This window comes from Cobetia sp. D5 (assembly GCF_035666195.1).
Lineage (GTDB): Bacteria > Pseudomonadota > Gammaproteobacteria > Pseudomonadales > Halomonadaceae > Cobetia > Cobetia amphilecti.
The window spans coordinates 1328207-1354387 of the sequence record NZ_CP142020.1; the positions used below are offsets into that span (position 1 = coordinate 1328207).

Below are 26181 nucleotides of genomic sequence, written 5' to 3' on the forward strand. Positions count from 1 at the left end.
GGGTGGCGGCTTTTTTGGGGCTGCCATGAGCTTTTGCCGGGCGAGCGCGGCGCTCAGGGCCAGTTGATCACTGCAGGCCCAGCTCCTGCGACATCTGCTCGACATCGCTGACCTGCTGGGTGATGAAGCGATCCAACGCCTTGCCGGACTTGTGGAACGGCATCAGGCCATTGTCCTGCATCACCTGCTGCCACTCAGGCGTCTCGGCCATGCGGTTGAGGGTCTGCTCCCACCAGTCGAAGGCGGCATCCGACGCGCCACCCGGCAGGTAGAAGCCGCGCCAGTTGGGTGCGACCACATCGATCCCCTGCTCACGCGCGGTGGGGATGTCGCTGTACTGGCCGGGCAGACGCTCCTCACTGAACACTGCCAGCAGGCGCAGATGGCCGGATTCGACGAAACCGCGGGCCTCGGTCATGTCGCCGGTGAAGGCTTCCAGGTGGCCGCCCATCACCTGGGTGATGGCGACGGAGCCTGAGTCGTAGGCGAGATATGGCAGGGCGCGCAGATTGTCGATGCCCGCCTCACGCGCCGCCATCAGCACCTTGAGGTGATCGAAGCCGCCCGCGACATCGCCACCGGCGAAGCGCACCGCCTTGGGGTCTGCCTGCATGGCGGCCAGCAGCTCGTTCAGCGATTGGTAGGGCGAGTCCTCGGCCACGGCAATCACACCGTAGTCGGCGCCGAGCGTCATCAGCCAGCGTACGTCGTCGACCTTGCCGTCCTGATAGGCATGCTGGCCCAGGCGGGTGGTGGTCGCGCTCGAAGCGGCGACGATGACCTGCTCATCGGCGTGGCGCTTGGACTTCACATGCGCGAAGGCGACGCCACCGCTGGCGCCGGGCACGTTGAGGGTCTGCATGCCGGCGGGGATGAGGTTCTGCTCATCCAGCAGGCGGGCAACGCTGCGACAGGTGAAATCCCAGCCACCGCCGGGCTTGGCGGGCGCGATGCACTCCGTCTTGCCCTGCGGGGCGAAGTCGGTCTGTTCGTTCTGCTCCTCTTGGGCGGCGTTGGCGCTCAAGGGCGCCAGCAGGCCAAGGCTGAGCAGCAGGGCAGCGGGCAGGGCGCCAGCACGCTGTCGAGATTGCTTGCGGCGTGAGAAGGGATGGCGGGCAGGGGATATGGCGTGCATGGCTATCGTGTCCTTGGTGTTCAGCGTCGATCGTTATGGTTATGTCAGTCAGCGCGGCATGGGGCTGAGCGTTGCTGGCTGTCGCACGCTCATGACTGTTGTAGTGAACCGGTGTCGTGAGCTTGCGAGAGTGCGAATGAACGAAAATAGCCTATTTCGGCGAGTCGCGAAAAGGCACGGCAGGCGGGCATCGCGCAGAGAAATCGCATTTCCCGCGCCGTCTCTCCTCAAGGTGGTCTCGGGATTGCTAGAATTGCGCCATCAGGCTGTGGTGAGCGCTCCGCGATCTTCCAGCCGCCGCCTTTCATTGAGGAGACGGGCCATGACCCTTACCCCGCGCATGCACGACTTTCTCGCCCGCCTGCCCAAGGTGGAGCTGCACCTGCACATCGAAGGCTCGCTGACGCCGGCCTTGATGTTCGAGCTGGCGGCGGAGCAGGGCATCACATTGCCCTACGCCACCCTGGAAGAGGTCGAGGCGGCCTATGACTTCGCGGATCTGCCTGCCTTCCTCGCGCTCTATTACCAGGGCATGGGCGTCTTGAATGACGAGTCACACTTCTACCGCCTGGCGCAGGACTACTTCCGCCGTGCGAGCGCCGATGGCGTCAAGCATCTGGAGCTGTTCTTCGATCCGCAGGCGCATCTGGCGCGTGGCGTGAGTCTGGAAACCCAGTTCGCGGGGCTGGAGCGTGCCTGTCGTGAGGCGGTGAAGGAGTTCGATATCACCTCGGCGCTGGTGCCGAGCTTCCTGCGCTGTCATTCCGCGGCGTCAGCGCGCGAGCTGTTCGACGCGCTGATTCCCTTTGAATCGCGCTTCGTGGGTGTCGGCCTGGACAGCGCCGAGATCGGCAATCCGCCGGAGAAGTTCACCGAAGTCTTCCAGCTTGCGGGGGAGCGCGGCTGGCATCGTGTCGCGCACGCAGGTGAGGAAGGCCCGGCAGAGTACATCCGCACGGCGCTTGAGGTGCTGGGGGTGGAGCGTATCGATCACGGTGTGCGCTGCCTGGAAGATGCCGCCCTGGTCGCGCAGCTGGCCGAGCGGCGTATCCCGCTGACGGTGTGTCCGCTGTCCAATGTCGCGCTCAAGGTGGTGGAGCGCATGGAAGACCACCCGCTGCCGAAGCTGATCGAGGCGGGCCTCAATATCACCCTCAACTCGGATGACCCGGCCTATTTCGGCGGCGGCATGCTCGACAACTTCATCGCCGTGCAGCAAGCGCTGGATCTCAGCGAGGCGCAGTGGCTTACCCTGTGCCGCAACGCCATAGACGCCGCCTTCCCGCAGCGTGCCGAAGGTCTCGGCATGAGTGACGCCCGCCGTGGCGTGCTGCTGGCGCAACTCGATAGCTGCGCTGGCTGAGAATTATCGCCGGCGCTTGAATACTGAATGCAATCAACGGCTTGGCCACCAACATCGCCAGTACGACGCCGCCTGCGGCAACCGCTCCATCAGATGTTGCTTGACCGCGCTAAGTCGTTGAGTACAATGCAGTTCTGGCGTGCGCAATGCACCGCCCTGCGGGTGTAGCTCAATGGTAGAGCAGAAGCTTCCCAAGCTTAAGACGAGGGTTCGATTCCCTTCACCCGCTCCAGGTTCTTCAAAAAAGCCTCCCGAATGGGAGGCTTTTTGCATTAAATAGATTAAAAATATCCGCTTCTCTCTATTTTTGGTGGAGAATGGTGTTAGTTAAAATTTAATAAATTATTTCACTGAGATAGCATTATGGGTTTATCTTTTCTATAAGTTCTTGGTTTGTCAGCTTTGTTTCGCTTGAGTTTTGTTCTCATATTCTGCTACATGCATTCCGAGGGCTTTCCAAAATTCATCCTTGCTATTCTGTCTAACAGGTGCAATTAAATTCTCCATGTAATCATTTTTTATATTCAAGTAAGTGTATTTTTTGGCTAATTTGTTCGTGTGTGAATGGGATGCGTAAGACTTGTAGAATAATGCTGCTATACGGAAAAATGACGACGATTCTCTAGCTAAATTTTTTACATGCATTTCAGCGTATATCGATTGCTCTATAAGCATTATTGTTGTATTAAGGTGCCCGAGGATAGGTTCGAGTAAAAATAGCGATACTTCTGATTTTATTTTTAGTTGTAGGGTGCCGGATGATCGGATTTCACAACGAAGCTATCCTTTGTTAGCCTCTCGTGAGCTCATCAAGCAATTGATTCAGGAAAAGCTTCATGGACATCAAGCTGCATAAGCAAGCGACGACGACACCGAAAATCCGTGCCGACATCCAAGCAGCTCCCTCCAGCATGACGAACAAAGATCTCGCTCGTCAGTTCGGGGTCAGCGTCTCAACTATACAGCGCTGGCGCTATCGTGATGATGTCCTGGATCGTTCCCACACACGTCATAACCTACTCGCGACTCTGACCTCAGAACAGGAAGAGATCGTCATCGCCGCACGTGAACTGCTTCGCCTGGGGCTCGATGATCTACTTGTCGTTGCTCGGGAATTCCTGAACCCCAATCTGTCGCGTTCCGCACTTCAGCGCATGCTCAAACGACGTGATGTGCCGACTCTCGCCAAGTTGGCGCGTCAAGATGCGAAGGAGGACGAGAAGCCCAAGCATCGGCCTTTCAAGGATTATGAGCCCGGGTATGTGCACATTGATATCAAGCACCTGCCCCAAATGCCTGACGAAGATCAGAAGCGTTATCTCTACGTCGCGATTGATCGTGCCACTCGGTGGGTGTATCTGGAGGTCAGATCAAGTCAATCTGCAAAGGATGCCCAGGCGTTCATGAAGCGTGTGGAAGAGGAGGCTCCCTTCACGATTCGAACCGTGCTCACGGACAACGGTAAATCCTTTACCGATCGCTTTACCGTGGGTGGCGAACGTAAGCCCAGTGGAAATCATCTTTTCGATCAGGAATGTCAGCACCATGGCATTGAGCATCGATTGATCAGGCCAGGCAGACCCCAAACGAACGGGATGGTGGAGCGCTTCAATGGGCGTATCAGCGATGTTCTGGCGACTCGGCGTTATGACTCAAGTGAGGATTTAGAACAGACACTCGAGCGTTATTGCTGGCTCTATAACCACCACATTCCTCAGAAGGCACTACACCACAAAGCGCCTATAGCAGCAATGAAGGAGTGGCAGGTCGAACGACCGGAGCTGTTTACGCAAGCTGTAGTCAATCAGACGGAACCCGACATTTAGTGACTCCGAGCCTGTATTTAGCCATTCTAGGTCGGTTAAGTTACCTTCATCGTAGAGGTGGCTTAATTTCGTCATTTCTTTTAAACATATGGTTCTGGTCAAAAAACGAGTGGCTTGGTCACCTAAATTCTTGGAGTCTTCAAATAGGATGCTATTGATTGAGAGTTCGGCATCAATATGGTGGGTTATAAAAGTACTGTTTATTTCTGAGTAATGATTGATCGCTATTTCTGTAGCCCTAAATGATTCATTTTTGTGAAATTCTTCAGCTTGTAGTTTTATGATTTCGTCTTGCTTTAGTAATAGCTCTTCCTGCTGCTTTGTTGTTTGGAATAAAAAATATAAAGTTGTAGCTAGGATGCTTAATCCTATAGTGCCTGATAAATAAGATCCAAAGGCACCCCAGTCGCTAGTTTTTAATGACAGTCCCGTACTATGGAAATTCCAAGAGTAAGCAACCAAGAAGATTACTGATGAAATTGTAGTTGCCATTAAAATCTTTATATTTCTTGTGGTCACTTGTATTACTCTTTGAGTAAGTGTGGGTTTAGTGATAGAGTATGACGTTGCGTGTAATGATAATTGACATCGCTGGGTTGAGTATTGTGTCTTTTTTTATTGCGTAATAGTTGATTTATGACATTGTTTTTGATTTTTGTAAAGAAGTAAGTGTTATTTTTCGCATGTTCGGTATGTGGGAGAATATTAGCGAATTTTACACTTTCTGGGTCCGTGAGCGATCATATTTATGAATCAATATCGTGGGTTAGGACGCAAGTGATATCCTCGCTATCATGGTAGATGGCCTCATGCGAAGCCATTGGTGTTGGCTCCGGGCCTGGAGCAACTTTGGCGGCAACCGAGGCTAGGTGGAGTGTAGGTTATTTACACGACCGACCTCATTTTTGGCCTTAGACTTGTTGCCGTATCTCTGCCGCCAGTGCCGCTAGTTGCGTATTGTCCCCGCTAGGGCCATCCGCGCTGACAACGTAGCCATCGTATTCGGTCATGTAGTACTTCATCTTCGAGTTTCTGGCCTGCCATTCGCCTGGCTGTGTGCCATGCAGCGGGATGAGTTTGGCGTGCAGGTGGTTGACGCCGTAGCCCTCGAAGATGATGGCGGTGCGTGCTACCCCGAAGTAGGTGTCGAGCTTGCGTGCCACGCGGCGCGTGAAGCGCATCAGGCCGAGAATTACCTCATCGTCTTGTTCATACACGCAGCTGCCCAGGTGGCGTTTGGGGATGACGACCGTGTTGCCCGGAGTAGAGGGGAAGATGGAGAGAAAGGCCAGGAAGTGCTCATCTTCGGCCACGACATGGCTTTGACTGTGGCCTGCAACGATCTGACAAAACACGCAGTCACTCATGGTTCTTCCTTGGTAGTTAAGTGTCGCCAGATTCGTCCTGAATCTGGGGCAGAGTTCTGTGATCAGAGCTTTTGTAAGCAGGGCCCTTGTGAGCAGGCCCCTTGTGAATAGCGCCCTTGTAAAGAGAGCTTGGCACCCTCCTTGTATGAGTGAAGTGTGATGGAGGCTGGTTGTCAATGCCAGGCAGCCCCCGCAGAAGTGGTTATCGGCAGCAACAACATGCTCAAAGAGGGGAGCGGATGCCTTGCCGAGCCGATCGGAGCAAAAAGTGTTGCTGACGTGGCGGAGAGTCGCGATATTGGCAGGTCACCTTTCAGCAGTTCGTCACTCGTTGAACGACAAGGAACCCCAGTGGAACTCACCGTCTGGCTGGCATATGTCAGCGTCATCACCGCCTTGATCACCTTTCCCGGACCGTTTGCGTTGCTGTGCATGGATCATGGCCTACGCCACGGCCGACGCCGCTCGTTCGCGACGGTGGCGGGCGGGGCGGTGGCGTCACTGGTGTTGATGGCCTTGTCGTCGCTGGGCCTCGGCGCGGCATTGGCGGCGTCCGAGACGGGGTTTCTGGTGCTAAAGATCGTCGGGGCGCTCTATCTCATCTATCTGGGCATTCAGGCCTGGCGGGCGCCATCCCAGCCGGTGGTGTTCGATGCCGTGGGGGAAGGCGGGCAGATGCGCGCCCGAGCCACGCGTTGGCAACTGTGCCGCAAGGGCTTCGGTATCGGGATCAGCAACCCGAAGGACCTGCTGTTCTTCGGTGCGCTGTTTCCCAACTTCATCGACATGGCCCAGCCGCAGCTGCCCCAGTTCGTGGTACTGGCGCTGACCTGGTTGGTGGTGGACCTGCTGACGATGAGCACCTACGCCCATGCGGGTTCCAGCATCAGTCGCTGGTTTGATAGCCACCGGCGCGTGCGGCTGTTCAATCGCACCACGGGCAGTCTGTTCGTCGTGGCCGGCGCGGGACTGGCGGCGTCGCATCGTTGAGCAGAGCCCCGCTCTATTGCACAAGACGTGAAGCGCACGAAGACGACAACGGCACCCGAGGGTGCCGTTGTCGTGTCTGGAGCCTGACGATCATCAGTGCTTTCGGGCTCAGCGCTCAGGACGTGATTCGAGATACCTGCTCAGCAGTTCGCGATCTTTATTGGTGACCTTCTGGTTCCAGCTTTCCACCACATGCTGGCTGGCCTCCTCGAGGGCATCCTGCAGCTCAGGCGGGGCCGGCGTGATCAGCTTCGCGCCGTTCTCCTGCAGGATGGCGTAGGCCTCGTCCAGCACGCTGTGGGTGGCCGTCCAGCCGGCAGACTCGGCGGTATGCGCGGCATCGATCAACGCTTGCTGCTGCGCCTCTGTCAGGTCGTCGAAGCTATCGCGATTCATGTGGATGATATTGAGCGGCATCGCGTAGTTGAGCGTGGTGAAGTGGGGCATGTAGCGGTAGAGCTCCGCACTGACACCGCCCATCGCGGAGGTCAGCGCGCCGTGGATGCTGCCACCGGGCAGCAGGGGTTTGAGCTCTCCCCAGCTCATGACCTGAGGCGCCGCGCCCAGGTTGAGCAGCACACGCTGCGTATTGCGGTCATAGGTGCGGATCGGCATGTCCTCCAGGTCATCACCGTCAGCGATGGGCGCTTTCGACCACAGGCCGCTGGGCGTCCACGGCAGGGCATACAGCAGGATCTGGTTGTACTCGGCGAGCAGTTCCTCGTAGCGCGGCTTCGCGACCACGTACAGGCGGTGAGCTTCATCGAGGTCGTAGGCGATCGCCGGCAGCGAGGAGATGCCGAAGAAGGGGGCTTCCTCGGCGAGCGCGCCACTGAGTGTCGCGGCGATGTCGATGACACCGCCGGCGGTGGCCTGCAGGTGACTGGCGGAGCGAATGTCCGAGCGCAGCGTCAGCGTCAGGTCGCCTTCGGACTGGCTGGCGACCTGCTGGCTGAATTCGGCAGCGCGTTGGCCCATCATCGTGTCGGGCTCGTAGTCGCTGCTCATGCTGAGGGTCGTCTGGGCGTGCGCGCTGAGTGCGCTGATCAGGCCTGCCGTAGCCAGGCCAGCGGACAATAGCGCGGAAATGCGTGAGGAAGACGTCATGGGGAATCCTTTCTTTTTGTCATTGACCTTTGCCCGCTAGGGTAGTGCATGCCTGCGTTTATGCTCAGGTGAATCGTGACGTCGCGCATTTTCCCTGCGCTGTCGGGAGAGGTTGCCGCGTGGGGTGGCCGTCATGGCCAAGGTCGGTGGCGTGGGCGCGCGCCTGACTCAGAGGGCATCGCGTTGTGCGAGATAGCGATCCAGCAGTTCGCTTTCCTCGAGGTCAACCTTGCTGCGCCAGCTCTCGATCACGCTGACACTGGCGCGTGCCAGTGAGCGCTTGAGTTCGGGCGAGAGCGGATTGCTGACCGTCACGCCGGCCTCTTCCAGCTGGGCATGGGTCTGCTCCAGGACGCTGGCGATGGCGTTCCAGCTGGTGTCTTCAATCTCGGTCGCGGCGCTGAGAAGGGCCTCGCGCTGGCTGTCGTCGAGCGCCTCGAAGCGTGACCGGCTCATGTGAACGATATTGAGCGGCATGGCGTATTGCAGCGCGGTGTAGTGGTCCAGCGTGCGGTTGAGCTCAGCCGTCAGGCCGCCCAGGGCCGAGGTCATCACCGCCTCGATACGGCCTTCGGCCAGTTGCTGCTGCATCGGCTCCCAGCCCAGCACGGTGGCGATGGCGCCAAGGTTGAGCAGTACGCGTTGGGTATTGCGGTCGTAGGCCCGCACGGGCACGCCCCGGAGATCATCGCGTGTGGTGATCGGCTTGCGCGACCACAGCCCGCTGGGCGGCCAGGGCAGGGCGTAGAGCAGAATCTGGTCATGCTCTTCCAGCAGCGCTTCATAGCTGGGGCGCGCCAGGCGGTAGAGTTCGCGCGCCTGATGCGGGTCATCGACCAGAGTCGGCAGCGAGCTGAGGCCGAACAGCGGCATATCGGCGGCCAGCGCGCCGCTGTGCGAATCGGCCAGCTGGATGATGTCGGCGTTGATGGCCTCGAGGTGATTCACCGAGCGCAGCCGACTCAGCGGGCCCTCTCCGAAGGTGATCGCGAGCTCGCCCCCGCTGAGCGATGCTACCTGATCGACGAACTGCTGGGCGCGCTGGCCCATCATGGTCTGGGGGCCGTATTCGCGGCTCATGGTCAGCTCGACAGGCTCCGCCTGGGCGGGCGTGCCCAGGGTGGCAAGGCCCACTGCCAGGCTCACGCCGAGCGTTCTCTTGATGCCGAACATTCTCTTCATGTCGAGCACTCCCTGCATGACAAGCACTGCCTTCATACCGCTACGCTGTCCGATTGGCATTCGTCGTCATCCATCCATAGGGGGTAAATCAAGTATCCCTCAAAAGTGCAGGGCGTGCTGTCGCTGTCTTGGTCAACGCTTCCCTCGTTGGCCTGTTTCACGCCTGCACCGGCACGATTCGGCAGGAGCAACGGGCGTTGAACTGCCAGTTGGCGCAATGTGGTCTACGCTCAGAACATGGCTGTGCAACTGCCCTGACACGAACTCCGCGCCGGGACCGCATGGCCGGATTGTCGACGACTGTCAACGGGAGGTAGACCACATGCTGACCCACGTATGGGGCTTGATGGCGCATCCGCAACGGGAATGGCAGACCATCCGCAAGGAACACGAATCCATCACCCACCTCTACGCACACCATGTGCTGCTCATGGCGCTGGTGCCTGTCATCTGTGCCTATATCGGGACCACGCAGTTCGGTTGGAGCCTGACGGAAGGCCACGCCATTCTTCTGGAGCCACTGGATGCCTTCTTCGCCGGTATCGCATTCTATATCGCCATACTGACAGCGATCGGCTTCATGGGCACTGTCATCCACATGCTATCGCAGCGTTTCTCGGGGCACCCCAGCCGCCGGCGTTGCATCATCTTCGCGGGCTATGTCGCCACGCCGATGTTCCTCGCGGGGCTGGTCGCGCTCTATCCCGTCATCTGGGTGTGTATCCTCGCGGGCACCATTGGCCTGTGTTACAGCGCATACCTGCTGTATCTGGGCATTCCGCCACTGCTCGACATCTCCAACAAGGAAGGCTTCCTCGTCACCGGGTCGACACTGGGGATCGGGGTGCTGGTTCTCGAGGGCCTGCTGGCGGTCACCGTGCTGCTGTGGGGGTATGGCGCACGCTGGTTCATGTAGTCCTTCGCGGCACGTAGGCGTCAGTCTGCTGATGCCATCGGCGCGAAAAAGCGTCTCTGCAACGCCTCGCCTTCATCGGCGGGGCGTTGTCGTTTCGTGCACGGGTTGGCGCGTGGCACTTGTGCTCGGTGGCGGCGGCGTGGAAAGTGTTGGACTCAATCGACAGTGTGGAAGAAAGCGCATGGACAAGTTTGAACAGCGACTGGAGCAGGCTGCGCGGGCTGCATGGTTGTCATATGTCGGTGGACGGACCCAGGACGACATCGCGGTTCAGCTGGGGGTGTCGCGCCCCGGCGTGCAGCGCCTGCTGTCGTTGGCGCGCCAGGAGCGGCTGGTCAAGATCTCCATCGATCATCCCGTGGCCAGCAGCATGGCGCTGTCGGATACGCTGGTGGAGCACTTCGGGCTGAGCTTCTGCGATGTGGTGCCCTCTGACACCCAGTCACCGGAGAGCATCGCGGAGTATCTGGCGGTGGCGGGTGCCGAGCGTCTGGCGTTCTATCTCGGTCGCCAGCAGCCGCAGACCATCTCACTGAGCACCGGACGTGCGGTGCGCGCGGCGGTGGAAGCGCTGAGTCGCAGCGAGCGCCCCCAGCATCGCATCGTGTCACTGGTCGGCAATGTGGCGCTGGATGGCTCATCCAACCGCTATGACGGCGTGATGCTGCTGGCGGACAAGATCGGCGCTGATCGCTTCCTGCTACCCGCGCCCGTGGTGGCGGCCAGCATCGAGGAGAAGGAGTCGCTGCAGGGGCAGAATCTGGTCAAGGCGGTGTTCAAGGTCGCCTGTGAGGCCGATGTGGGCATGATCGGCATCGGGCGTCTCGATGCCCAGGCGACGCTGTTCCAGGATCAGTTCATCAGCGCCGCCGAGCGCGATGAGCTGATGGAAGTCGGTGCCGTGGGCGAGTTGATGGGCTGGCCGCTGGACACCCATGGCCGGCTGATCGATTGCCCGCTGGCGCAGCGCATTACCAGTGTGCCGCTGACCTCGCTCAAGGCGCAGCCGCTGATCGGGCTGGCGGGCGGGCACGACAAGGTGCCGGCCATCCTGAGTGCGTTGCGCGGTGGTTGGCTGCAGGGGCTGATCATCGACGAGGTGGCCGCCCAGCGGGTCTGCTCGGCCCTCAAGGAGTGAGCAGAGAACTGCCGTCTTCGTACAGTTTCATCGAGATGTCTGCAGCCTGATGGTTTTCTGCTGATGGCTTGCGCTTGACGATCGGCTCCCGATGACAGGCTCCCGTGGATACAGTCCGCACAAGACGCCGTACAAGGCGCCGAGCGAGTCATCGGGAGCAGGGCGGGGCGCATGGCCCCATGCCTTGCGCCTGGTGTCGTTCTTTGTGTCGTTCGCGGTGTCGTTATCTTAGCCAGGGTTCAGCATTGTCGTAGCCCGCGCGATGCTCGCGCGATGCCCAGGCGCTTCCGTTACCTTCCCGGCGCTATTGCTCTGCTATTTCTCCGTCACTCCTTCGCCATTCCTTTGCTATTTCCTCGCGATACCTGCGTTTTTTCTTGCCCTTTGCTCTCTCTTTGCTCTCTCTTGGTTCGCTCTTTGTCCTCTCTTTATTTTCTCTTCGTTCTCCCATCCTCGCGTCGGAGGAACGACGTTTGCGGCGAACACTGCCTTCTCTTGTCTGACAATCGAATACGTTTGTTCGCCTCAATGATAAAGAATCGGGGCGGCAATCGTGGTCTGCGTTGTTTCGTTTAACGCTAATGTCTGTCTATGCTGAACTGCACGCAAGCTCAGTGGCCAAGCCGCCTTGTGGCCTACACCCAAAGGATCAGATCCCAAGGTTGTATAGCCCAAGGTATAGCGCTTCAGGGTTTGCTTTTTCACAGGTCTGATCCGATCATTTGTTCACTGAATGACGTTTTGATCGAACGTGTTTGCGTCGCGATGTCTCGCCAGGACATCCGTTCACCAAGCCGGTTGATGGGAAGGTATCGGTGCTCAAGGCGCCGCTGCCCTCGAAAAGAACAATGCCAATAACGCCCCGATGGAGTGCCCTCATGCGCCTACCTCACATCACCAAGTCCCGCCGTCATCTGCTCTCGCTCGCCAGTGTCGCTGCCCTGGCGCCGCTCAGCGCCCAGGTCAGTGCCGAGACCATCACCGTCGCGACCGTCAACAACGCCGACATGGTGGTCATGCAGAGCCTGACCAGCGAATTCGAGAAGGCGCATCCGGACATCACCCTCGACTGGGTGGTACTGGAAGAGAACGTGCTGCGTCAGCGTCTGACCACCGATGTGGCGACCCAGGGTGGCCAGTTCGATGTCATGACCATCGGCACCTATGAAGTGCCTATCTGGGCCAAGCATGGCTGGCTGACCAAGCTCGACAACCTGCCGGAGGACTATCAGGTCGATGACCTGATCAAGCCGGTGCGTGATGGTCTGAGCGTGACCGAAGGCGAGAAGAAAGGCCTCTACGCGCTGCCGTTCTATGGCGAAAGCTCCATGCTCTACTACCGCAAGGACCTCTTCGAGCAGGCCGGTATCGAGATGCCCGAGCAGCCGACCTGGAGCCAGGTCAACGACTGGGCCGCCAAGCTCAACTCCGCGGATGAAGGTGTCTACGGCATCTGCCTGCGCGGCAAGCCGGGCTGGGGCGAGAACATGGCGGTGTTGGGCACCATGGTCAACAGCTTCGGCGGTCGCTGGTTCAATGAGGAGTGGGAGCCGCAGCTGGATTCCCCGGCCTGGAGCGAGGCCATCAACTTCTACGTCGACATGATGGGCAAGTACGGCCCGCCGGGCGCGACTTCCAACGGCTTCAACGAGAACCTGGCATTGTTCTCCAGCGGCAAGTGCGGCATGTGGGTCGATGCTACCTCGGCGGCCGGCAAGCTCTACAACCCGAAGGAATCTTCCGTGGCCGACAAGCTGGGCTTCGCGCCGGCACCGATCGCCAAGACGGAGAAGGGCTCGCATTGGCTGTGGTCCTGGGCGCTGGCGATTCCGGAATCCTCCAAGTCCAAGGATGCCGCCCAGACCTTCATCACCTGGGCCACTTCCCGGGAATACGTGAACCTGGTCGGCGAGCGTGAAGGTTGGGCCAGCATTCCGCCGGGCACCCGTGTCTCCACCTACGAGAACCAGTCCTACAAGGACGCCGCACCCTTCGCCGGCTTCGTGATGGACGCCATCACCAGTGCCGACCCGACCGATCCGACGCTGGAGCCGGTGCCCTATGTCGGCGTGCAGATGGTGACCATCCCGGAATTCCAGTCCATCGGTACCCAGGTGGGTCAGATGATCGCCGCGGCGCTGGCCGGCCAGATGTCGGTCGAGCAGGCACTGTCCTCAGCCCAGCGTTCCACCGAGCGCACCATGCGCCAGTCGGGCTACTGATCTGATCCCAACCGATCTGATCTGAACGTTGCAACGGCCTCCCGTCTTGCCTAGAGCCTCAACAGAGATTGACTCGAAGCACGGCGGGAGCCCCGTCCGGCACCCGCGGTACCCCCTTCCTCTCGAGACTCCTGCAACGCCCTCGCGGCGTGGCACGGGGAGCCTCGGCCTGAAGCCCACCGCATTGCCTGACTTCCTCACCGTATCGAAGGACTCACCATGCGCACGAGAGCATCCGGACGCACCGTCGGGGGATTGCGAACCCTGTCGCTGCAAGCCCCAGCCGTAAGCCTGTTGTTGATGTGGATGCTGGTACCACTGGTCATGACCCTGTGGTTCTCCTTCCAGCGTTACAACCTGATGATGCCGTCGGTGTCCGGCTTTGCCGGCGTCGACAACTATTACTACCTGCTGACCGACCCGTCCCTGTGGACCGCCATGGGCAACACCTTGCTGCTGGTGGGCTGGGTGCTGGTCGCCACCGTGGTCGGCGGCACGCTGCTGGCGGTATTGCTGCAGCAGGAATTCTTCGGCCGCGGCGTCGCGCGCCTGTTCGTGATCGCGCCGTTCTTCATCATGCCCACCGTGAGTGCCCTGGTGTGGAAGAACATGATGATGCACCCGGTCAACGGCATTCTGGCCTGGGTCGCCGGGCTGTTCGGTCTGCCGGCCATCGACTGGTTCGCCAGCCTGCCGCTGACCTCCATCGTGATCATCGTCACCTGGCAGTGGCTGCCGTTCGCGGTGTTGATCCTGCTGACCGCCATCCAGTCACTCGATGACGACCAGGTCGAGGCGGCGCGCATGGACGGGGCAGGGCCGGTGGCGATCTTCTTCTACATCACCCTGCCGCACCTCAAGCGTGCCATCAGCGTCGTGGTGATGATCGAGATGATCTTCCTGCTGACCATCTTCGCCGAGATCTTCGTCACCACCTCCGGTGGTCCGGGGCTTGCCTCGACCAACCTGGCGTACCTGATCTACATCCGCGCCCTGCTGGACTTCGATGTGGGTGGTGCCTCCGCCGGTGGCGTGATCGCCATCATCCTGGCCAATATCGTGGCCTTCTTCCTGGTGCGTACCGTCGCCAAGAATCTCGAGAACTGATGACAAGCGCTCAGCACAGGGAGACTCAATGATGTCGACTTCAACTTCCAATTCCGTGGCCGCCGCCAGCGCTGCCGTCAGCGCCAGTCGCGCGCGCCGCAGCGTGATCAACAAGAAGCTTGTCCTGACCCTGGTGGCCTGGACCATCGCGCTGGTGATGTTCTTCCCGATCTTCTGGATGATCCTCACCAGCTTCAAGACCGAGGCCGAGGCGATCGCCACGCCGCCCAGCCTGTTCTTCACGCCCAGCGTCGAGGGCTATATCGAGATCCAGGCACGTGCGGACTACTTCAAGTACGCCCTCAACAGTGTGGTGATCTCGCTCGGGGCAACGCTGCTGGCGCTGCTGATCGCGATTCCGTCCGCCTACTCGATGGCCTTCCTGCCCACCAAGCGCACCCAGGGGACACTGCTGTGGATGCTGTCGACCAAGATGCTGCCGTCCGTGGGCGTGCTGCTGCCGGTCTACCTGATCTTCCGCGATCTGGGACTGCTGGATAGCCGCACCGGCCTGATCATCATCTACATGCTGATGAACCTGCCGATCGTGGTCTGGATGCTCTACACCTTCTTCAAGGACATTCCCAAGGACATCCTCGAAGCCGGGCGCATGGATGGCGCCAGCACCCTGCAGGAGATCTTCCACCTGCTGCTGCCGCTGACCCTGCCGGGCATCGCTTCCACCGGTCTGCTGTGCGTGATCCTGAGCTGGAACGAGGCGTTCTGGAGCCTGAACCTGACCACCTCCAACGCCGCACCGCTGACTGCCTACATCGCGTCCTTCTCCAGTCCTGAGGGGCTGTTCTGGGCCAAGCTGTCCGCGGCTTCCACGCTCGCCATCGCGCCGATCCTGATCTTCGGCTGGATGACCCAGAAGCAGATGGTACGCGGCCTGACCTTCGGCGCCGTCAAGTAACCCGCGCCAGTCAGAGACATGCAAGACGCACACGCAAGACGCATAAGCCACAGAGAGGTACGCCGCCTGCGCCACATTGGCTGATGAACATTGGCTGATGAACATTGACTGAGAGCAGATCAGCGCAGGCGGCCGAGAGCCACACGCATGTTGCACCCTTGCCATGCCACCCAAATTTGCCATCACCTGCCCTCGGGCAGGTGCGGATAAGGAAACTTCCCATGTCCACACTCACGCTCAAGAACATCGTCAAGGAATTCACCTCCGGCAGCGGCGCCAGCGCCTCCACCACCCAGGTCATCAAGGGAGTCGACCTGGAAGTGAAGGACCAGGAATTCGTGGTCTTCGTCGGCCCGTCCGGTTGCGGCAAGTCCACGCTGATGCGCATGATCGCCGGTCTCGAGAACGCGACCTCCGGTGACATCCTGATCGATGGCAAGCGCATGAACGATATCGGCCCGGCCGAGCGCGGCCTGGCGATGGTGTTCCAGAGCTACGCGCTCTATCCGCACATGACGGTGGGCGAGAACATGGGCTTCAGCCTCAAGCTCGCCGGCGTCTCCAAGGAGGAGCGCGCCGAGAAGGTCAACGCCGCCGCCGAGGTGCTGCAGCTCGGGCCGCTGCTGGACCGCAAGCCCAAGGCACTCTCCGGTGGTCAGCGTCAGCGTGTCGCCATCGGCCGCGCCATCGTGCGCAACCCGAGCATCTTCCTGTTCGATGAGCCGCTCTCCAACCTGGACGCCGCGCTGCGGGTGCAGATGCGCATCGAGCTGGCGCGCCTGCATGCCGAGCTCAAGGCGACCATGATCTACGTGACCCACGACCAGGTCGAGGCCATGACCATGGCCGACAAGATCGTCGTGCTGCAGGGCGGCGTGGTCGAGCAGGTCGGCTCGCCGATGGAGCTCTACCATCACCCGCGCAACCGCTTCGTGGCCGGCTTCATCGGCTCGCCGAAGATGAACTTCCTCGACATCACCGTCACTGGCGTGGCCGGCGAGGGCGTCACGGTGCGCCTGCCCGATGGCAGCGAGCGCCTGATTCCGGTGGCGAGCCAGACCGAGGATGGTGCCTCGGTCATCGTCGGTGACAGCCTGACGCTGGGCGTGCGCCCCGAGCACCTGATGCTCGACGCGCAAGGCCCGTTCAGCGGCCAGGTTCAGGTCATCGAGCGTCTGGGCGGGGTGACCTCCCTGTACCTGGCGACTCCGGATGGTTCCGGCGACACGCCGATCGGCGGCCTCAAGTCCGACGAGCAGTCCGACAGCGGCTGGATCCTGATGGCGGATGGCGACGTCAACAGCCGCGTGGGTGACAGCATCCGCTACGGATTCGATACCGAGCGTGCGCATCTCTTCACCCGTGAAGGGCTGGCGCTGCAGAATCTCAACCGTCACCCGCTGACCAGCCTGACGCGTCAGGACAATTCCCTGTCCAGTGCCAGCGCCGCACAGGAAGCCCGCGCATGAACCGCGCAGCCGAGAATCTGGAAGCCGGGGATCTTGAGGCCAGAAAGGATGATGAGATGAGTACACCCTTGCAGCAGGTGATCTTCGATTGTGACGGCGTGCTGGTGGACAGCGAAGTGCTGGCCGAGGAGGAGCTGTCGCGTCAGCTGGGTGAGTGGCTGCCGGACCTCGACACCGAGGCCGAGCTGCGCGCGGCACTGGGCATGACCACCGAGGCCATCCTGGGCCATCTGGAGGCCATGAGTGCTCACACCCTGCCGCCGCAGGCGATGGAGCGCATCGACCACGCCATCGAGTCACGTCTGGCGAAGGAACTTGCGCCCATCAGCGGCATGGCGGAACTGCTTGGCGGGCTGTTGGCGAATGGCGTGGCCGTGGCGATCGTGTCCAACAGCGCCGAGCGGCGGGTGCGCGCCTCGCTGGCCGCCACCGGTCTGGATCGCTGGCTGGGCTCTGTGCCGCTCTTCACGGCCGAGCAGGTCGCGCGACCCAAGCCCGCGCCGGACGTCTATCAGCTGGCGCTGCGTCAGCTGGGACGTGATGCCCAGGAGTGCGTGGTGATCGAGGATAGCCTCGCCGGCGTCAGCGCGGCGGTCGCGGCCGGTCTGCGCGTGATCGGCTTCACCGGCGCCGGGCATATTCCGCCGGGCCACGCCCAACGTCAGCTGGAGGCGGGTGCCTGGCAGAGCCGTGCAAGCATGGAGGAGGTCAGTGGTCTGATCAGTCAGCTGCGTATCGGTCAGGCCAGCGACCTGAGCGCCACATGAGCACCGTCAGGGAGTGACAACATGCAGAGGCTATCCGAGTCGGCCAATAATAATGAGCCGCTGACCTCGCCGCGCAGCGCCCGACTCGCCGGCAAGGTGGCGGTGGTCACCGGCGCTGCGGGCGGTATCGGCCTGGCCATCGCCACTCGCTATGTCGCCGAAGGCGCCTATGTGGCGCTGGCGGACATCAACGGCGAGGCGGCGGAGCGCGCCGCCCAGCAGCTGCGCGAGCAGGTCGGGCCGCAGGCACGCGTCCTGGCGGTGACGCTGGACGTGACGTCGAGCGTCTCGCGTCAGAGCATGCTGGAATGCGTGCAGGCACAATTGGGGCCGATCGATATCCTGGTCAACAATGCCGCCGTCTTCGCCATGGCGCCGGTGCTGGAGGTCAGCGAGGGCATGCTGCGCCACCAGCTGGCGGTCAATGTCGAAGGCCTGTTCTTCACTCTGCAGGCGGTGGCCAGAACGATGGTCGAGCGCGGGCAGGGCGGCAAGATCATCAACATGGCCTCGCAGGCCGGACGACGCGGCGAGGCGCTGGTCAGCGCCTATTGTGCCTCCAAGGCTGCCGTGATCAGCCTGACCCAGTCCTGCGGGCTTGATCTCATCCGCCATGGCATCAATGTCAATGGCATCGCGCCGGGCGTGGTCGACACGCCGATGTGGGATCAGGTCGATGCGCTGTTCGCCCATCATGAACAGCGCCCGCTGGGCGAGAAGAAACGTCTGGTCGGTGAGGCGGTACCCTATGGACGCATGGGGCTGCCGGATGACCACGCCGGCGCCGCGGTATTTCTGGCCTGTGAAGACAGCGATTTCGTCGTCGCCCAGACACTCAATGTCGACGGTGGCAACTGGATGAGCTAAGGATGAGAGACACCTTCCGTCCCGCTGCAAGGGTGCGCATCCATGAATGAGGTAGTCACGTGACATCTTTACCCGATTCTCGCCTGGCCCACATGTCGCCCTCATTGGACGACATGGCCAGCCGTGTGCTGGCGGAACACGCCTCCAGTCAGCGCACACGTACCATCGTGGCCCTCGCCGGCCCGCCGGCGGCGGGCAAGTCGACGTTGTCGGAATCCCTATGCGAGACCCTCAATGCGCTGGAACCCGGCATCGCCGTGGTGGTGCCGATGGATGGCTATCACTACGACAACGCCGTGCTGGCGCCGCAGGGCCTGCTCTACGTCAAGGGCGCACCGGAGACCTTCGATGCGCGCGGGCTCTATCATGATCTCGTCAGGGTGCGCGCCGATGATGGCCCGGTCGCCGTGCCGGTCTTCGATCGTCCGCTGGACCTGGCGCGTGCCGGTGGCCGCGTGGTCGAGACTCACCATCGCATCGTGCTGGTCGAGGGCAACTATCTGCTGCTGCGCCACGCGCCCTGGGACGCGCTGCTCGGCTTGTTCGACATCAGCATCTTTCTGGATATCGAGGATGAGGTGCTGGTGCCGCGTCTGTTGCATCGCTGGCGCGAGATGGGCCAGGATGCCCGCGGTGCCCACGAGCGCACCCATCACAAGGACATGCTCAACGCGCACCTGATCAAGCAGGACTCGCTCAACGCCGACTGGCGTTGGCGCCTCGCGAATGCCCCCATCGGCCCCGATGGGGAAGACAGCTGAATGACGGATGGCAGGGAGAGCCCCATGTGGGTAGGCGTTGATTGTGGGACTCAGAGTACCAAGGTGGTGATCGTCGATCCGGCCTGCGGCAGCATCGTGGCCCAGGGCCAGCGCAGTCATGCGCTGCAGGAAGGTGCCAACGGACGCCGCGAGCAGGACCCGCAGGACTGGGTGGCGGCGCTTGAGGGCGCCTTCGCTGATGCACTGGCCGCCTCGCGGCTGGACCCGCAGCGCATCACGGCGATCGGAGTGTCCGGTCAGCAGCATGGCATGGTGGTGCTGGATGAGACCGGTGTGCCGCTCCATCCGGCCAAGCTGTGGTGTGACACCGAGACCAGCGAGCACAATGCCGCACTGATCGCGGCGCTGGGAGGTGAGGCTGGCTGTCTGGAGACGCTCGGCCTGGTGCTGCAGACCGGCTACACCGCTTCCAAGCTCGCCTGGCTGCGTGAGCAGCATCCCGAGCGCTACCAGCGCATCGCCAGCATCCTGCTGCCGCATGACTATCTCAACTTCTGGCTGACCGGCGAGCGCGTCGCCGAATACGGCGATGCCTCGGGCACCGGCTATTTCGATACGCGGCGGCGCTGCTGGCATCAGGATGTCTTCGCGCAGATTGCCCCGGAGCTTGACGCCCGGCGCGTGCTGCCCCGATTGATCGAATCCCACGAGCCGGCCGGGCGCATTCGCCCCGAGATCGCCGCGCGCTTCGGGCTGCGTGACGACGTCATCGTCTCCAGCGGCGGCGGCGACAACATGATGAGTGCCATCGGTACCGGCAACATCGCGCCGGGGCGGGTGACGCTCAGCATGGGCACCTCCGGCACGGTGTGCGCCTGGTCGGCGGACTATCCAGCCGGCTGCGATCCTCAGGTGGCCAGTTTCAGCGCCAGCGACGGTGGCTGGCTGCCGCTGGTGTGCACCATGAATGTGACATCGGCGACCACGCGGGTACGCGAGATGTTCGGCTTCGACATCGCCACCTTCTCCGCCCAGGTGGCAAGCGCCCCGCGCGGAGCCGAGGGCGTGCAGGTGCTGCCGTTCTTCAATGGCGAACGCGTGCCGATGCTGCCGCGTGCCCAGGCCAGTTTCCACGGGTTGGACAGCCGCAATGCCACCCCGGCCAACCTGTGCCGCGCGACCATGGAAGGTGCAAGTTACGGCCTGCGTTACGCTCTCGAGTGCATGGGGCCGCAGGGCAGTGAGGCGCGCCAGATCCGCCTGGTGGGCGGTGGCGCCAAAAGCCCGCTGTGGCGTCAGATGCTGGCGGACATTCTCGGCCTCGAGGTGGTCTGCCCGCAGGTGACCGAGGCCGCCGCCCTGGGCGCCGCGATTCAGGCGGGCTGGTGTCTGGGCCAGTCAGGCAATGAGGGGCAAGGCCGCCACGGCGAGACGCTTGAGCAACTCTGCGAGCGGCTGGTCGCGCTGGATCACGCGACACTCGCCCGGCCCCAGGCCGAAGAAGTAGCCGCCTACCGCAAGGGCTACGCCGATTACCGCGCGCTGCTGGCCAGCGAGCACGGCATTGCCGCCGGCGGCTGAGCACGTTGTCAGAGCTCAATACATCAGCATGTCACGCCAAACACATCGCCCCCGTCGAGTCTCACTCGGCGGGGGCGATGTGTTTCATGCGCTTCACTGCATCAGTCGCGGCTCAGGCACGAGCTCAGGCATTGGACGAGCGCGCCCATAGATTGACGCCGCCATCGATGGCGTAGCGGTCGATCTCGTCGAGCTCGGCCTGGGTGAAGTCGAGGTGATCCAGCGCCTTGACGCAATCGCTGACCTGTTCCGGACGGCTGGCACCGATCAGTGCGGTGGTGACGCGGTTGCCACGCAGCGCCCAGGCGAGGGCCATCTGGGCCAGCGACTGGCCACGGCGCTCGGCGATGGCGTTGAGGGCGCGCACCCGCTCCAGATTGTCCTCGGTGAGGTGGTCTTCCTTGATCGCTCCGCCGCGTGCCAGACGACTATCCTGTGGTACGCCGCCCAGATACTTGTTGGTCAGCACGCCCTGGGCCAGCGGCGAGAACACGATGGAGCCGATGCCCTCGTCATCGAGGGTGTCGAGCAGGCCGTCTTCCTCGATCCAGCGATTGATCATCGAATAGCTGGGCTGATGGATGATGCACGGCGTGCCCAGCTCGCGCAGGATGGCGGCGGCTTCGCGGGTGCGTTGGGCATTGTAGGAGGAGATGCCTGCATAGAGCGCCTTGCCGGAGCGCACGGCGCTGTCCAGCGCCCCCATCGTCTCTTCCAGCGGCGTGTCCGGATCGAAGCGGTGCGAATAGAAGATGTCGACGTAATCGAGGTCCATGCGCTTGAGGCTCTGATCCAGGCTCGAGAGCAGGTACTTGCGGCTGCCCCATTCGCCGTAGGGGCCAGGCCACATGTGATAGCCCGCCTTGGTGGAGATCACCATCTCATCGCGGTAGCCGGCGAAATCACGCTTGAGCATGCGACCGAACATTTCCTCGGCACTGCCCGGCGGCGGCCCGTAGTTGTTGGCCAGATCGAAGTGGGTGATGCCCAGATCGAAGGCGGTCTGGCAGATGGCGCGCGCATTGTCTTCGTGGGCGTTGTTGCCGAAGTTGTGCCAGAGCCCCAGTGACAGGCGGGGCAGTTTGAGGCCGCTCTTGCCGCAGCGCTGGTAGTGCATGCGTTCGTAGCGATCTTCAGCCGGGGTATAGCGCATGGCGGAGTCCTTTCACGAGTGGAGGCGTCGATGTCTCACAGGGGTGAGGTGACATCGAATGACGCCTTCAGTCTAGGTCGCGTCTGCAGGTCTGATAAGCACATGCGAACGAATAGATTGTTCGCCAGAGCATACAATGCTGTGGCAGGCTCGATCACTCAAACCTCGGGTGACTGACATGAGGAGCAGGCAGAATGCGGCATCACAAGCAGGTGGAGCGACTGATGTTGTTCGCTCAGGTGGCGGAAGCCCTCAGCTTCACCCGGGCGGCCAAGGCGCTGGGCGTGTCGCGTGCTCATCTTTCCGAGCAGGTGCGGCGGCTGGAGCAGGACATCGGGGCGCCCTTGCTGATCCGCACCACGCGGGCGGTACGCCTTACCGAGGAGGGCGAGCGCATTCGCCAGCGCATGCAGTCGGTACATGGCGAGTTGCTGGCACTGGAGCGCGAGCTTGAACACGACCTGGAGCAGACGAGTGAGTCGGAGCGTCAGGGCTACAGCGGGGTGTTGCGCATCACGGCGCCGGTACTGTTCGCCGAGCGTTATCTGGTCGAGGTCTGCAATGCCTTCCAGGCACGCCATCCGGCGGTCGAGCTGCGTCTGGACGTCAGTTACGAGAGCCATGACCTGACCCGTGAGCCATTTGATGTGGCATTTCGCGCCACGCGCACGCCACCTGACAACATGATCGCGCGTCGCCTGCTCGATTACGTCCACTGCTGCTGCGCCTCGCCCGAGTATCTTGCCGCGCATGGCACGCCGCACACGGCCGCGGCGCTTGGCGATCATCGCTGCCACGTCTGGTCGGGGCAGTCCGGCTGGCCGCTGGCCAGTGGTGAGGTCAGTCTCGCGGGGGGATTGGCCATCAATGATCACCGTCTGCTCAAGCAGCAGGCGCTGGGTCATGCCGGCATCATCCGGGTCGCCCATTATCTGGTCGATCGTGAGCTGGCCGAGGGCCGTCTGGTGCGTCTGCTGGCGCATGAGGAGGGCGAACCCAACAGCATCTACATGCTCTATCCCCAGCGCCTGCCGCAGTCGGGCAAGCTGCGCGCCTTCATGGCGGCGGTGGAAGCCGCCATGCCACCTCGCGGTGCGTGAAGGAAAGACACAGGCGCAAGAGTGGCGTATGCAAAAAGACCGCCGTGCCCTGATGGGCGCGGCGGTCTTTTCATTCGCCTCTTTTATCCAGCCTGGCGGGGCCTCTTTATCCAGGCTGGCGGGGCCTCAGAGGCCCAGCGCGGCGACCCCGGCCTTGGCGATCTGGGCATCCTGCTCCGGCTTGACGCCGGACACGCCGATGCTGCCGGCGATCTGGCCTTCGACCATCACCGGCACGCCGCCGCCCAGCATGCCTTCAAGCTGCGGCGCTGACAGGAAGGCGGTGCGTCCGCCGTTGATGGAGTCCTCGAACAGCTGGGTCTCGCGGCGACCCAGGGCGGCGCTCTTGGCCTTCTCCTGGGCGAAGTAGCCGGTCATCGCCGGGGTGTCGTCGAGGCGACGCAGACCCAGCGGGTGGCCGCCATCGTCGGCAACGGCGATGGAGACGGCCCAGCCATTGGCCTCGGCTTCCTTCTGGGCGGCGTCCAGCATCTGATTGACGTCAGCGAGGGTCAGTACGTGGCGAGTGATCATCGGGCTTCCTTGGCAGTGGTGAGGGAAAAGGACAGTGAAAGAGATAGTGAAACAGATACTGAAACAGATAGTGACGCTTCATTTCTGCGGGAGCGTCTCGGGCAGGGCGTCATCCACCAGTTCGATCCAGTGACTCACCGGCGTGCGTCCGGCGCTCGAGAGATGCGTCTGACAGCCGATGTTGGCGGTGGCGATGCGCGCAGGCCCGTTGGCCTCCAGCGCCTCAAGCTTGCGGTCTCGCAGCTGGCGTGACAACTCCGGTTGCGTGATCGAGTAGGTGCCGGCGGACCCGCAGCACAGATGGCCCTCCATGACAGGGGCCAGCGTGAAGCCCAGTTGCGACAGGATCTTCTCCACCTCGCCGCCCAGTCCCTGGGCATGTTGCAGGGTGCAGGGGCAATGGAAGGCCAGCGGCTGTTGGTCGGGCGCGGCCGCGAGACTCTGTCGATCATCGCGGGCGATCTCCTCACCGAGCACCTCGACGATATCGCGGGCCAGGGCGCTTACGCGCGCGGCGCGCTCAGCATAGTCTGGGTCATCGGCCAGCATCTCGCCATATTCCTTGACGAAGGCCCCGCAGCCACTGGCGGTCTGCACGATCGCTTCCGCACCGGCCTCGATGGCCGGCCACCAGGCATCGATGTTGGCACGCATGCGCGCGCGACCGGCCTGCTGGGCGTTGAGGTGATAGTCGATGGCACCGCAGCAGCCGGCCTCCTGAATGGGCGTGACGCCGATGCCGAAGCGCGCCAGCACACGGGCAGTGGCGGCATTGATGTTGGGGGCCAGGCCCGGTTGCACGCAGCCCTCCAGCATCAGCACCTGGCGAGAAAGCGCCTGATCGGAAGGCGTCGCGGCGACGGGGGCAGTCGGGTGCTCGGCTTGACGGTCGCGCTCGCGGGTCAGCGGGATCTTGTCGGCCAGCGCGCCAGGCGCGAGGGGACGAAAGCGCACGCCAAGTGCCAGCAGGGCCTTGAAGCGCGCGGGTTCGACCAGCGCATGGCGCAGGCCGCTGCGCAGCAGGCGCTCGCGCCACGGGCGGCCGACGCGACGCTCCAGTTCCTGACGCCCGATATCGAGCAGGGTGTGATACTGCACGCCCGACGGGCAGGTGGTCTCGCAGCTGCGACAGCTCAGGCAGCGATCCAGATGCCGCTGGGTCTCGCGGGTGATCTCGCTGGCCTGCTGGCGGGTGCTTGCGTCCTGGCTCTCGGGGTCGCTTTCCAGCAGCTGCTTGATCAGATAGATGCGCCCGCGCGGTCCGTCGCGCTCATCGCCCAGCAGCTGATAGGTGGGGCAGGTGGCATTGCAGAAGCCGCAATGCACGCAGCTGCGCAGGACCTTGTCGGCCCGCTGGATATGCGGTCTGGCAAGCGCGGCGTCACTGAAGTGGGTCTGCATTCAGGTGCGTCTCCTGTCGTGGCGTGAGTCACATCTCGGCATACAGGCGACCGGGATTGAGGATGCCGTGGGGGTCCAGCCGCTGCTTGAGCTGAAGGTGATAGCGGGCATTGGGGGCGGCCAGCGGCATCAGCGGGCTGTCCTCGGCGGCGACGGTGCCCGGCGTGTAGCAGATGGCATGGCCGCCCAGCCGACTGGCCAGCGAGCGGATGCGCTGGGCCGGGGCATCGCTTGCCAGCCAGCGCTGGGCACCCGCCCAGTCACACAGCAGGTCGGCATCCCCCAGAGGGCCCAGCAGTTCGCTGACGGCGGCTTGCCACTCGAGGTGGTCAAGCGCCAACGGCAGCGACAGTCGCCACAGCGCCTGATGCGGTGCGCGCGCGCTGAAGAAGGGCAGGCGGTGCTCACGCAGCTCAGTCCAGTGCGCCGTCGCCTGATCCGCCGTCAGGGCCTCGCCGCCCAGCTGCTCGCAACCGGCCTGGACCGAACGCTCGCCCCCTTCCAGGCGCAGGGTGAGGCGGCCGTCATGCCAGCTGGACGCCGTGATCGGCAGCGGCGTGCGGCCCCAGGCATTCAGGCGAGTCAGCGCCTCGGCGAGGCTGAGCTCCAGACACAGCGATTCGCTTGCCACCGGGCGCGGCATGACCTTGAGCGAGACTTCGCTGATCACGCCCAACGTGCCCTGAGCGCCGCACATCAGGCGCGACAGGTCGTAGCCCGCCACGTTCTTCATCACTTCTCCACCGAAGCGCAGCGCCTTGCCGTCGGCACTGATGATGCGCGTGCCCAGCACCAGGTCGCGCAGGCTGCCGCTCCAGGGGCGGCGTGGGCCGCTGAGTCCCGAGGCGAGCGTGCCGCCGACGGTCGCCGCGGGGCCGAAGTGGGGCGGCTCGCAGCTCAGGTGCTGACCTTGCTCGGCGAGCACGGCCTCCAGCGTCGCCAGCGGCGTGCCGGCGCGCACCGAGACCATCAGCTCCACCGGGTCGTAGTGGGCGATGCCATGATGCGCGCGCATGTCGAGCACTTCCTCGGCGGCCACTTCGCGGCCGAGGAAGGCCTTGCTGCCACTGCCGGCGATGCGCAGCGGGCGCTTCGCCTCATGGGCGGCGCGGACCTGTTCACGGAGTGCCTCGCTGGCGTCCTGCTGCTGCGGGGGCTGGCTGGCGGCAGGCGTAGCGCACTCGGCATGGCTTGGCACCTGATCCTGGAGAGAATCATCTGGCTCTGGCATGGCATGTCTCTATTAAAGTGGCGATGAAGTGGCGAACGTCAGGTAGCGAAAGGTCAGGCGGCAGCGGATTCGAGAGCTTTCCATGAT

At 62.4% G+C, this 26181-nt stretch carries 22 protein-coding genes and 1 tRNA gene; 15 read left to right on the forward strand and 8 right to left on the reverse strand.

Annotation, left to right across the window (positions count from 1 at the left end; translation table 11 throughout):
• Positions 1-67: 67 nt before the first annotated feature.
• Positions 68-1135 carry a Bug family tripartite tricarboxylate transporter substrate binding protein gene (locus U0O11_RS05630; protein ID WP_324692023.1) on the reverse strand — a complete coding sequence of 356 codons (1068 nt, stop codon included), beginning with the start codon at positions 1133-1135 and terminating at the stop codon, positions 68-70.
• Positions 1136-1457: 322 nt separating this feature from the next.
• Here U0O11_RS05630 and U0O11_RS05635 point away from each other — a divergent pair, with 322 nt between their 5' ends.
• The 3 genes from U0O11_RS05635 (at position 1458) to U0O11_RS05645 (ending at position 4324) form a co-directional block, all read left to right on the forward strand.
• Positions 1458-2498, forward strand: a complete 1041-nt coding sequence (locus tag U0O11_RS05635) for an adenosine deaminase (protein WP_324692024.1) — start codon at positions 1458-1460, stop codon at positions 2496-2498.
• Positions 2499-2656: 158 nt separating this feature from the next.
• Positions 2657-2730, forward strand: a tRNA-Gly gene (locus U0O11_RS05640).
• Between the two features lie 604 nt (positions 2731-3334).
• Positions 3335-4324 (forward strand): IS481 family transposase, encoded by a 990-nt coding sequence (locus U0O11_RS05645; RefSeq protein ID WP_324689533.1) that lies wholly within the window; start codon positions 3335-3337, stop codon positions 4322-4324.
• A 911-nt stretch (positions 4325-5235) separates the two neighbouring features.
• Here the strand turns inward: U0O11_RS05645 and U0O11_RS05650 are convergent.
• Positions 5236-5691, reverse strand: a complete 456-nt coding sequence (locus U0O11_RS05650) for an HIT family protein (protein ID WP_324692025.1) — start codon at positions 5689-5691, stop codon at positions 5236-5238.
• Positions 5692-6042: 351 nt separating this feature from the next.
• On the opposite strand from U0O11_RS05650, the gene U0O11_RS05655 reads away from it, so the two are divergent.
• Positions 6043-6681 carry a LysE family translocator gene (locus tag U0O11_RS05655; RefSeq protein WP_324692026.1) on the forward strand — a complete coding sequence of 213 codons (639 nt, stop codon included), beginning with the start codon at positions 6043-6045 and terminating at the stop codon, positions 6679-6681.
• Between the two features lie 108 nt (positions 6682-6789).
• On the opposite strand, the gene U0O11_RS05660 is transcribed toward U0O11_RS05655, so the two are convergent.
• Positions 6790-7788 (reverse strand): TRAP transporter substrate-binding protein, encoded by a 999-nt coding sequence (locus U0O11_RS05660; protein ID WP_324692027.1) that lies wholly within the window; start codon positions 7786-7788, stop codon positions 6790-6792.
• A 168-nt stretch (positions 7789-7956) separates the two neighbouring features.
• Positions 7957-8970 carry a TRAP transporter substrate-binding protein gene (locus tag U0O11_RS05665; protein ID WP_324692028.1) on the reverse strand — a complete coding sequence of 338 codons (1014 nt, stop codon included), beginning with the start codon at positions 8968-8970 and terminating at the stop codon, positions 7957-7959.
• A 322-nt stretch (positions 8971-9292) separates the two neighbouring features.
• On the opposite strand from U0O11_RS05665, the gene U0O11_RS05670 reads away from it, so the two are divergent.
• The 10 genes from U0O11_RS05670 (at position 9293) to xylB (ending at position 20675) form a co-directional block, all read left to right on the forward strand.
• Positions 9293-9886 carry a Yip1 family protein gene (locus U0O11_RS05670; protein WP_082388794.1) on the forward strand — a complete coding sequence of 198 codons (594 nt, stop codon included), beginning with the start codon at positions 9293-9295 and terminating at the stop codon, positions 9884-9886.
• Positions 9887-10067: 181 nt separating this feature from the next.
• Complete coding sequence (locus U0O11_RS05675) at positions 10068-11024, forward strand: sugar-binding transcriptional regulator (RefSeq protein WP_324692029.1); 957 nt, start codon at positions 10068-10070, stop codon at positions 11022-11024.
• Positions 11025-11902: 878 nt separating this feature from the next.
• On the forward strand, positions 11903-13246 hold the full coding sequence (locus tag U0O11_RS05680) for an ABC transporter substrate-binding protein (RefSeq protein WP_324692030.1): 1344 nt from the start codon (positions 11903-11905) through the stop codon (positions 13244-13246).
• Between the two features lie 219 nt (positions 13247-13465).
• Positions 13466-14353, forward strand: coding sequence for a carbohydrate ABC transporter permease (locus U0O11_RS05685; RefSeq protein WP_043334545.1), 888 nt, complete (start codon positions 13466-13468; stop codon positions 14351-14353).
• A 31-nt stretch (positions 14354-14384) separates the two neighbouring features.
• Positions 14385-15269 carry a carbohydrate ABC transporter permease gene (locus U0O11_RS05690; protein WP_043334580.1) on the forward strand — a complete coding sequence of 295 codons (885 nt, stop codon included), beginning with the start codon at positions 14385-14387 and terminating at the stop codon, positions 15267-15269.
• A 221-nt stretch (positions 15270-15490) separates the two neighbouring features.
• Positions 15491-16738, forward strand: coding sequence for an ABC transporter ATP-binding protein (locus U0O11_RS05695; protein WP_324692031.1), 1248 nt, complete (start codon positions 15491-15493; stop codon positions 16736-16738).
• Positions 16735-17505: an HAD family hydrolase gene (locus tag U0O11_RS05700; RefSeq protein ID WP_324692032.1), complete on the forward strand. Its 771-nt coding sequence runs from the start codon at positions 16735-16737 to the stop codon at positions 17503-17505. The genes U0O11_RS05695 and U0O11_RS05700 overlap by 4 nt, the downstream gene beginning before the upstream one ends.
• Positions 17506-17526: 21 nt before the next feature.
• Positions 17527-18372: an L-iditol 2-dehydrogenase gene (locus U0O11_RS05705; protein ID WP_324692033.1), complete on the forward strand. Its 846-nt coding sequence runs from the start codon at positions 17527-17529 to the stop codon at positions 18370-18372.
• A gap of 59 nt (positions 18373-18431) precedes the next feature.
• A complete protein-coding gene (locus tag U0O11_RS05710) occupies positions 18432-19133 on the forward strand; it encodes a nucleoside/nucleotide kinase family protein (RefSeq protein ID WP_324692034.1) in 702 nt (233 codons plus the stop codon).
• Positions 19134-19157: 24 nt separating this feature from the next.
• On the forward strand, positions 19158-20675 hold the full coding sequence (xylB, locus tag U0O11_RS05715) for a xylulokinase (RefSeq protein ID WP_324692035.1): 1518 nt from the start codon (positions 19158-19160) through the stop codon (positions 20673-20675).
• A 124-nt stretch (positions 20676-20799) separates the two neighbouring features.
• Here xylB and mgrA read toward each other — a convergent pair whose 3' ends face one another.
• Positions 20800-21828: an L-glyceraldehyde 3-phosphate reductase gene (mgrA, locus tag U0O11_RS05720; protein WP_213114295.1), complete on the reverse strand. Its 1029-nt coding sequence runs from the start codon at positions 21826-21828 to the stop codon at positions 20800-20802.
• 194 nt (positions 21829-22022) lie between these two features.
• Here mgrA and U0O11_RS05725 point away from each other — a divergent pair, with 194 nt between their 5' ends.
• Positions 22023-22928, forward strand: a complete 906-nt coding sequence (locus U0O11_RS05725; RefSeq protein ID WP_324692036.1) for a LysR family transcriptional regulator — start codon at positions 22023-22025, stop codon at positions 22926-22928.
• Positions 22929-23054: 126 nt separating this feature from the next.
• On the opposite strand, the gene U0O11_RS05730 is transcribed toward U0O11_RS05725, so the two are convergent.
• The 3 genes from U0O11_RS05730 to glcE all read right to left on the reverse strand — a co-directional run bounded on the left by U0O11_RS05730 (position 23055) and on the right by glcE (position 26094).
• Positions 23055-23462: a GlcG/HbpS family heme-binding protein gene (locus U0O11_RS05730; RefSeq protein WP_043334532.1), complete on the reverse strand. Its 408-nt coding sequence runs from the start codon at positions 23460-23462 to the stop codon at positions 23055-23057.
• 78 nt (positions 23463-23540) lie between these two features.
• Positions 23541-24863, reverse strand: coding sequence for a glycolate oxidase subunit GlcF (gene glcF / locus U0O11_RS05735; RefSeq protein WP_324692038.1), 1323 nt, complete (start codon positions 24861-24863; stop codon positions 23541-23543).
• Between the two features lie 28 nt (positions 24864-24891).
• Positions 24892-26094 carry a glycolate oxidase subunit GlcE gene (gene glcE, locus U0O11_RS05740; protein WP_324692039.1) on the reverse strand — a complete coding sequence of 401 codons (1203 nt, stop codon included), beginning with the start codon at positions 26092-26094 and terminating at the stop codon, positions 24892-24894.
• Positions 26095-26181: the final 87 nt, after the last annotated feature.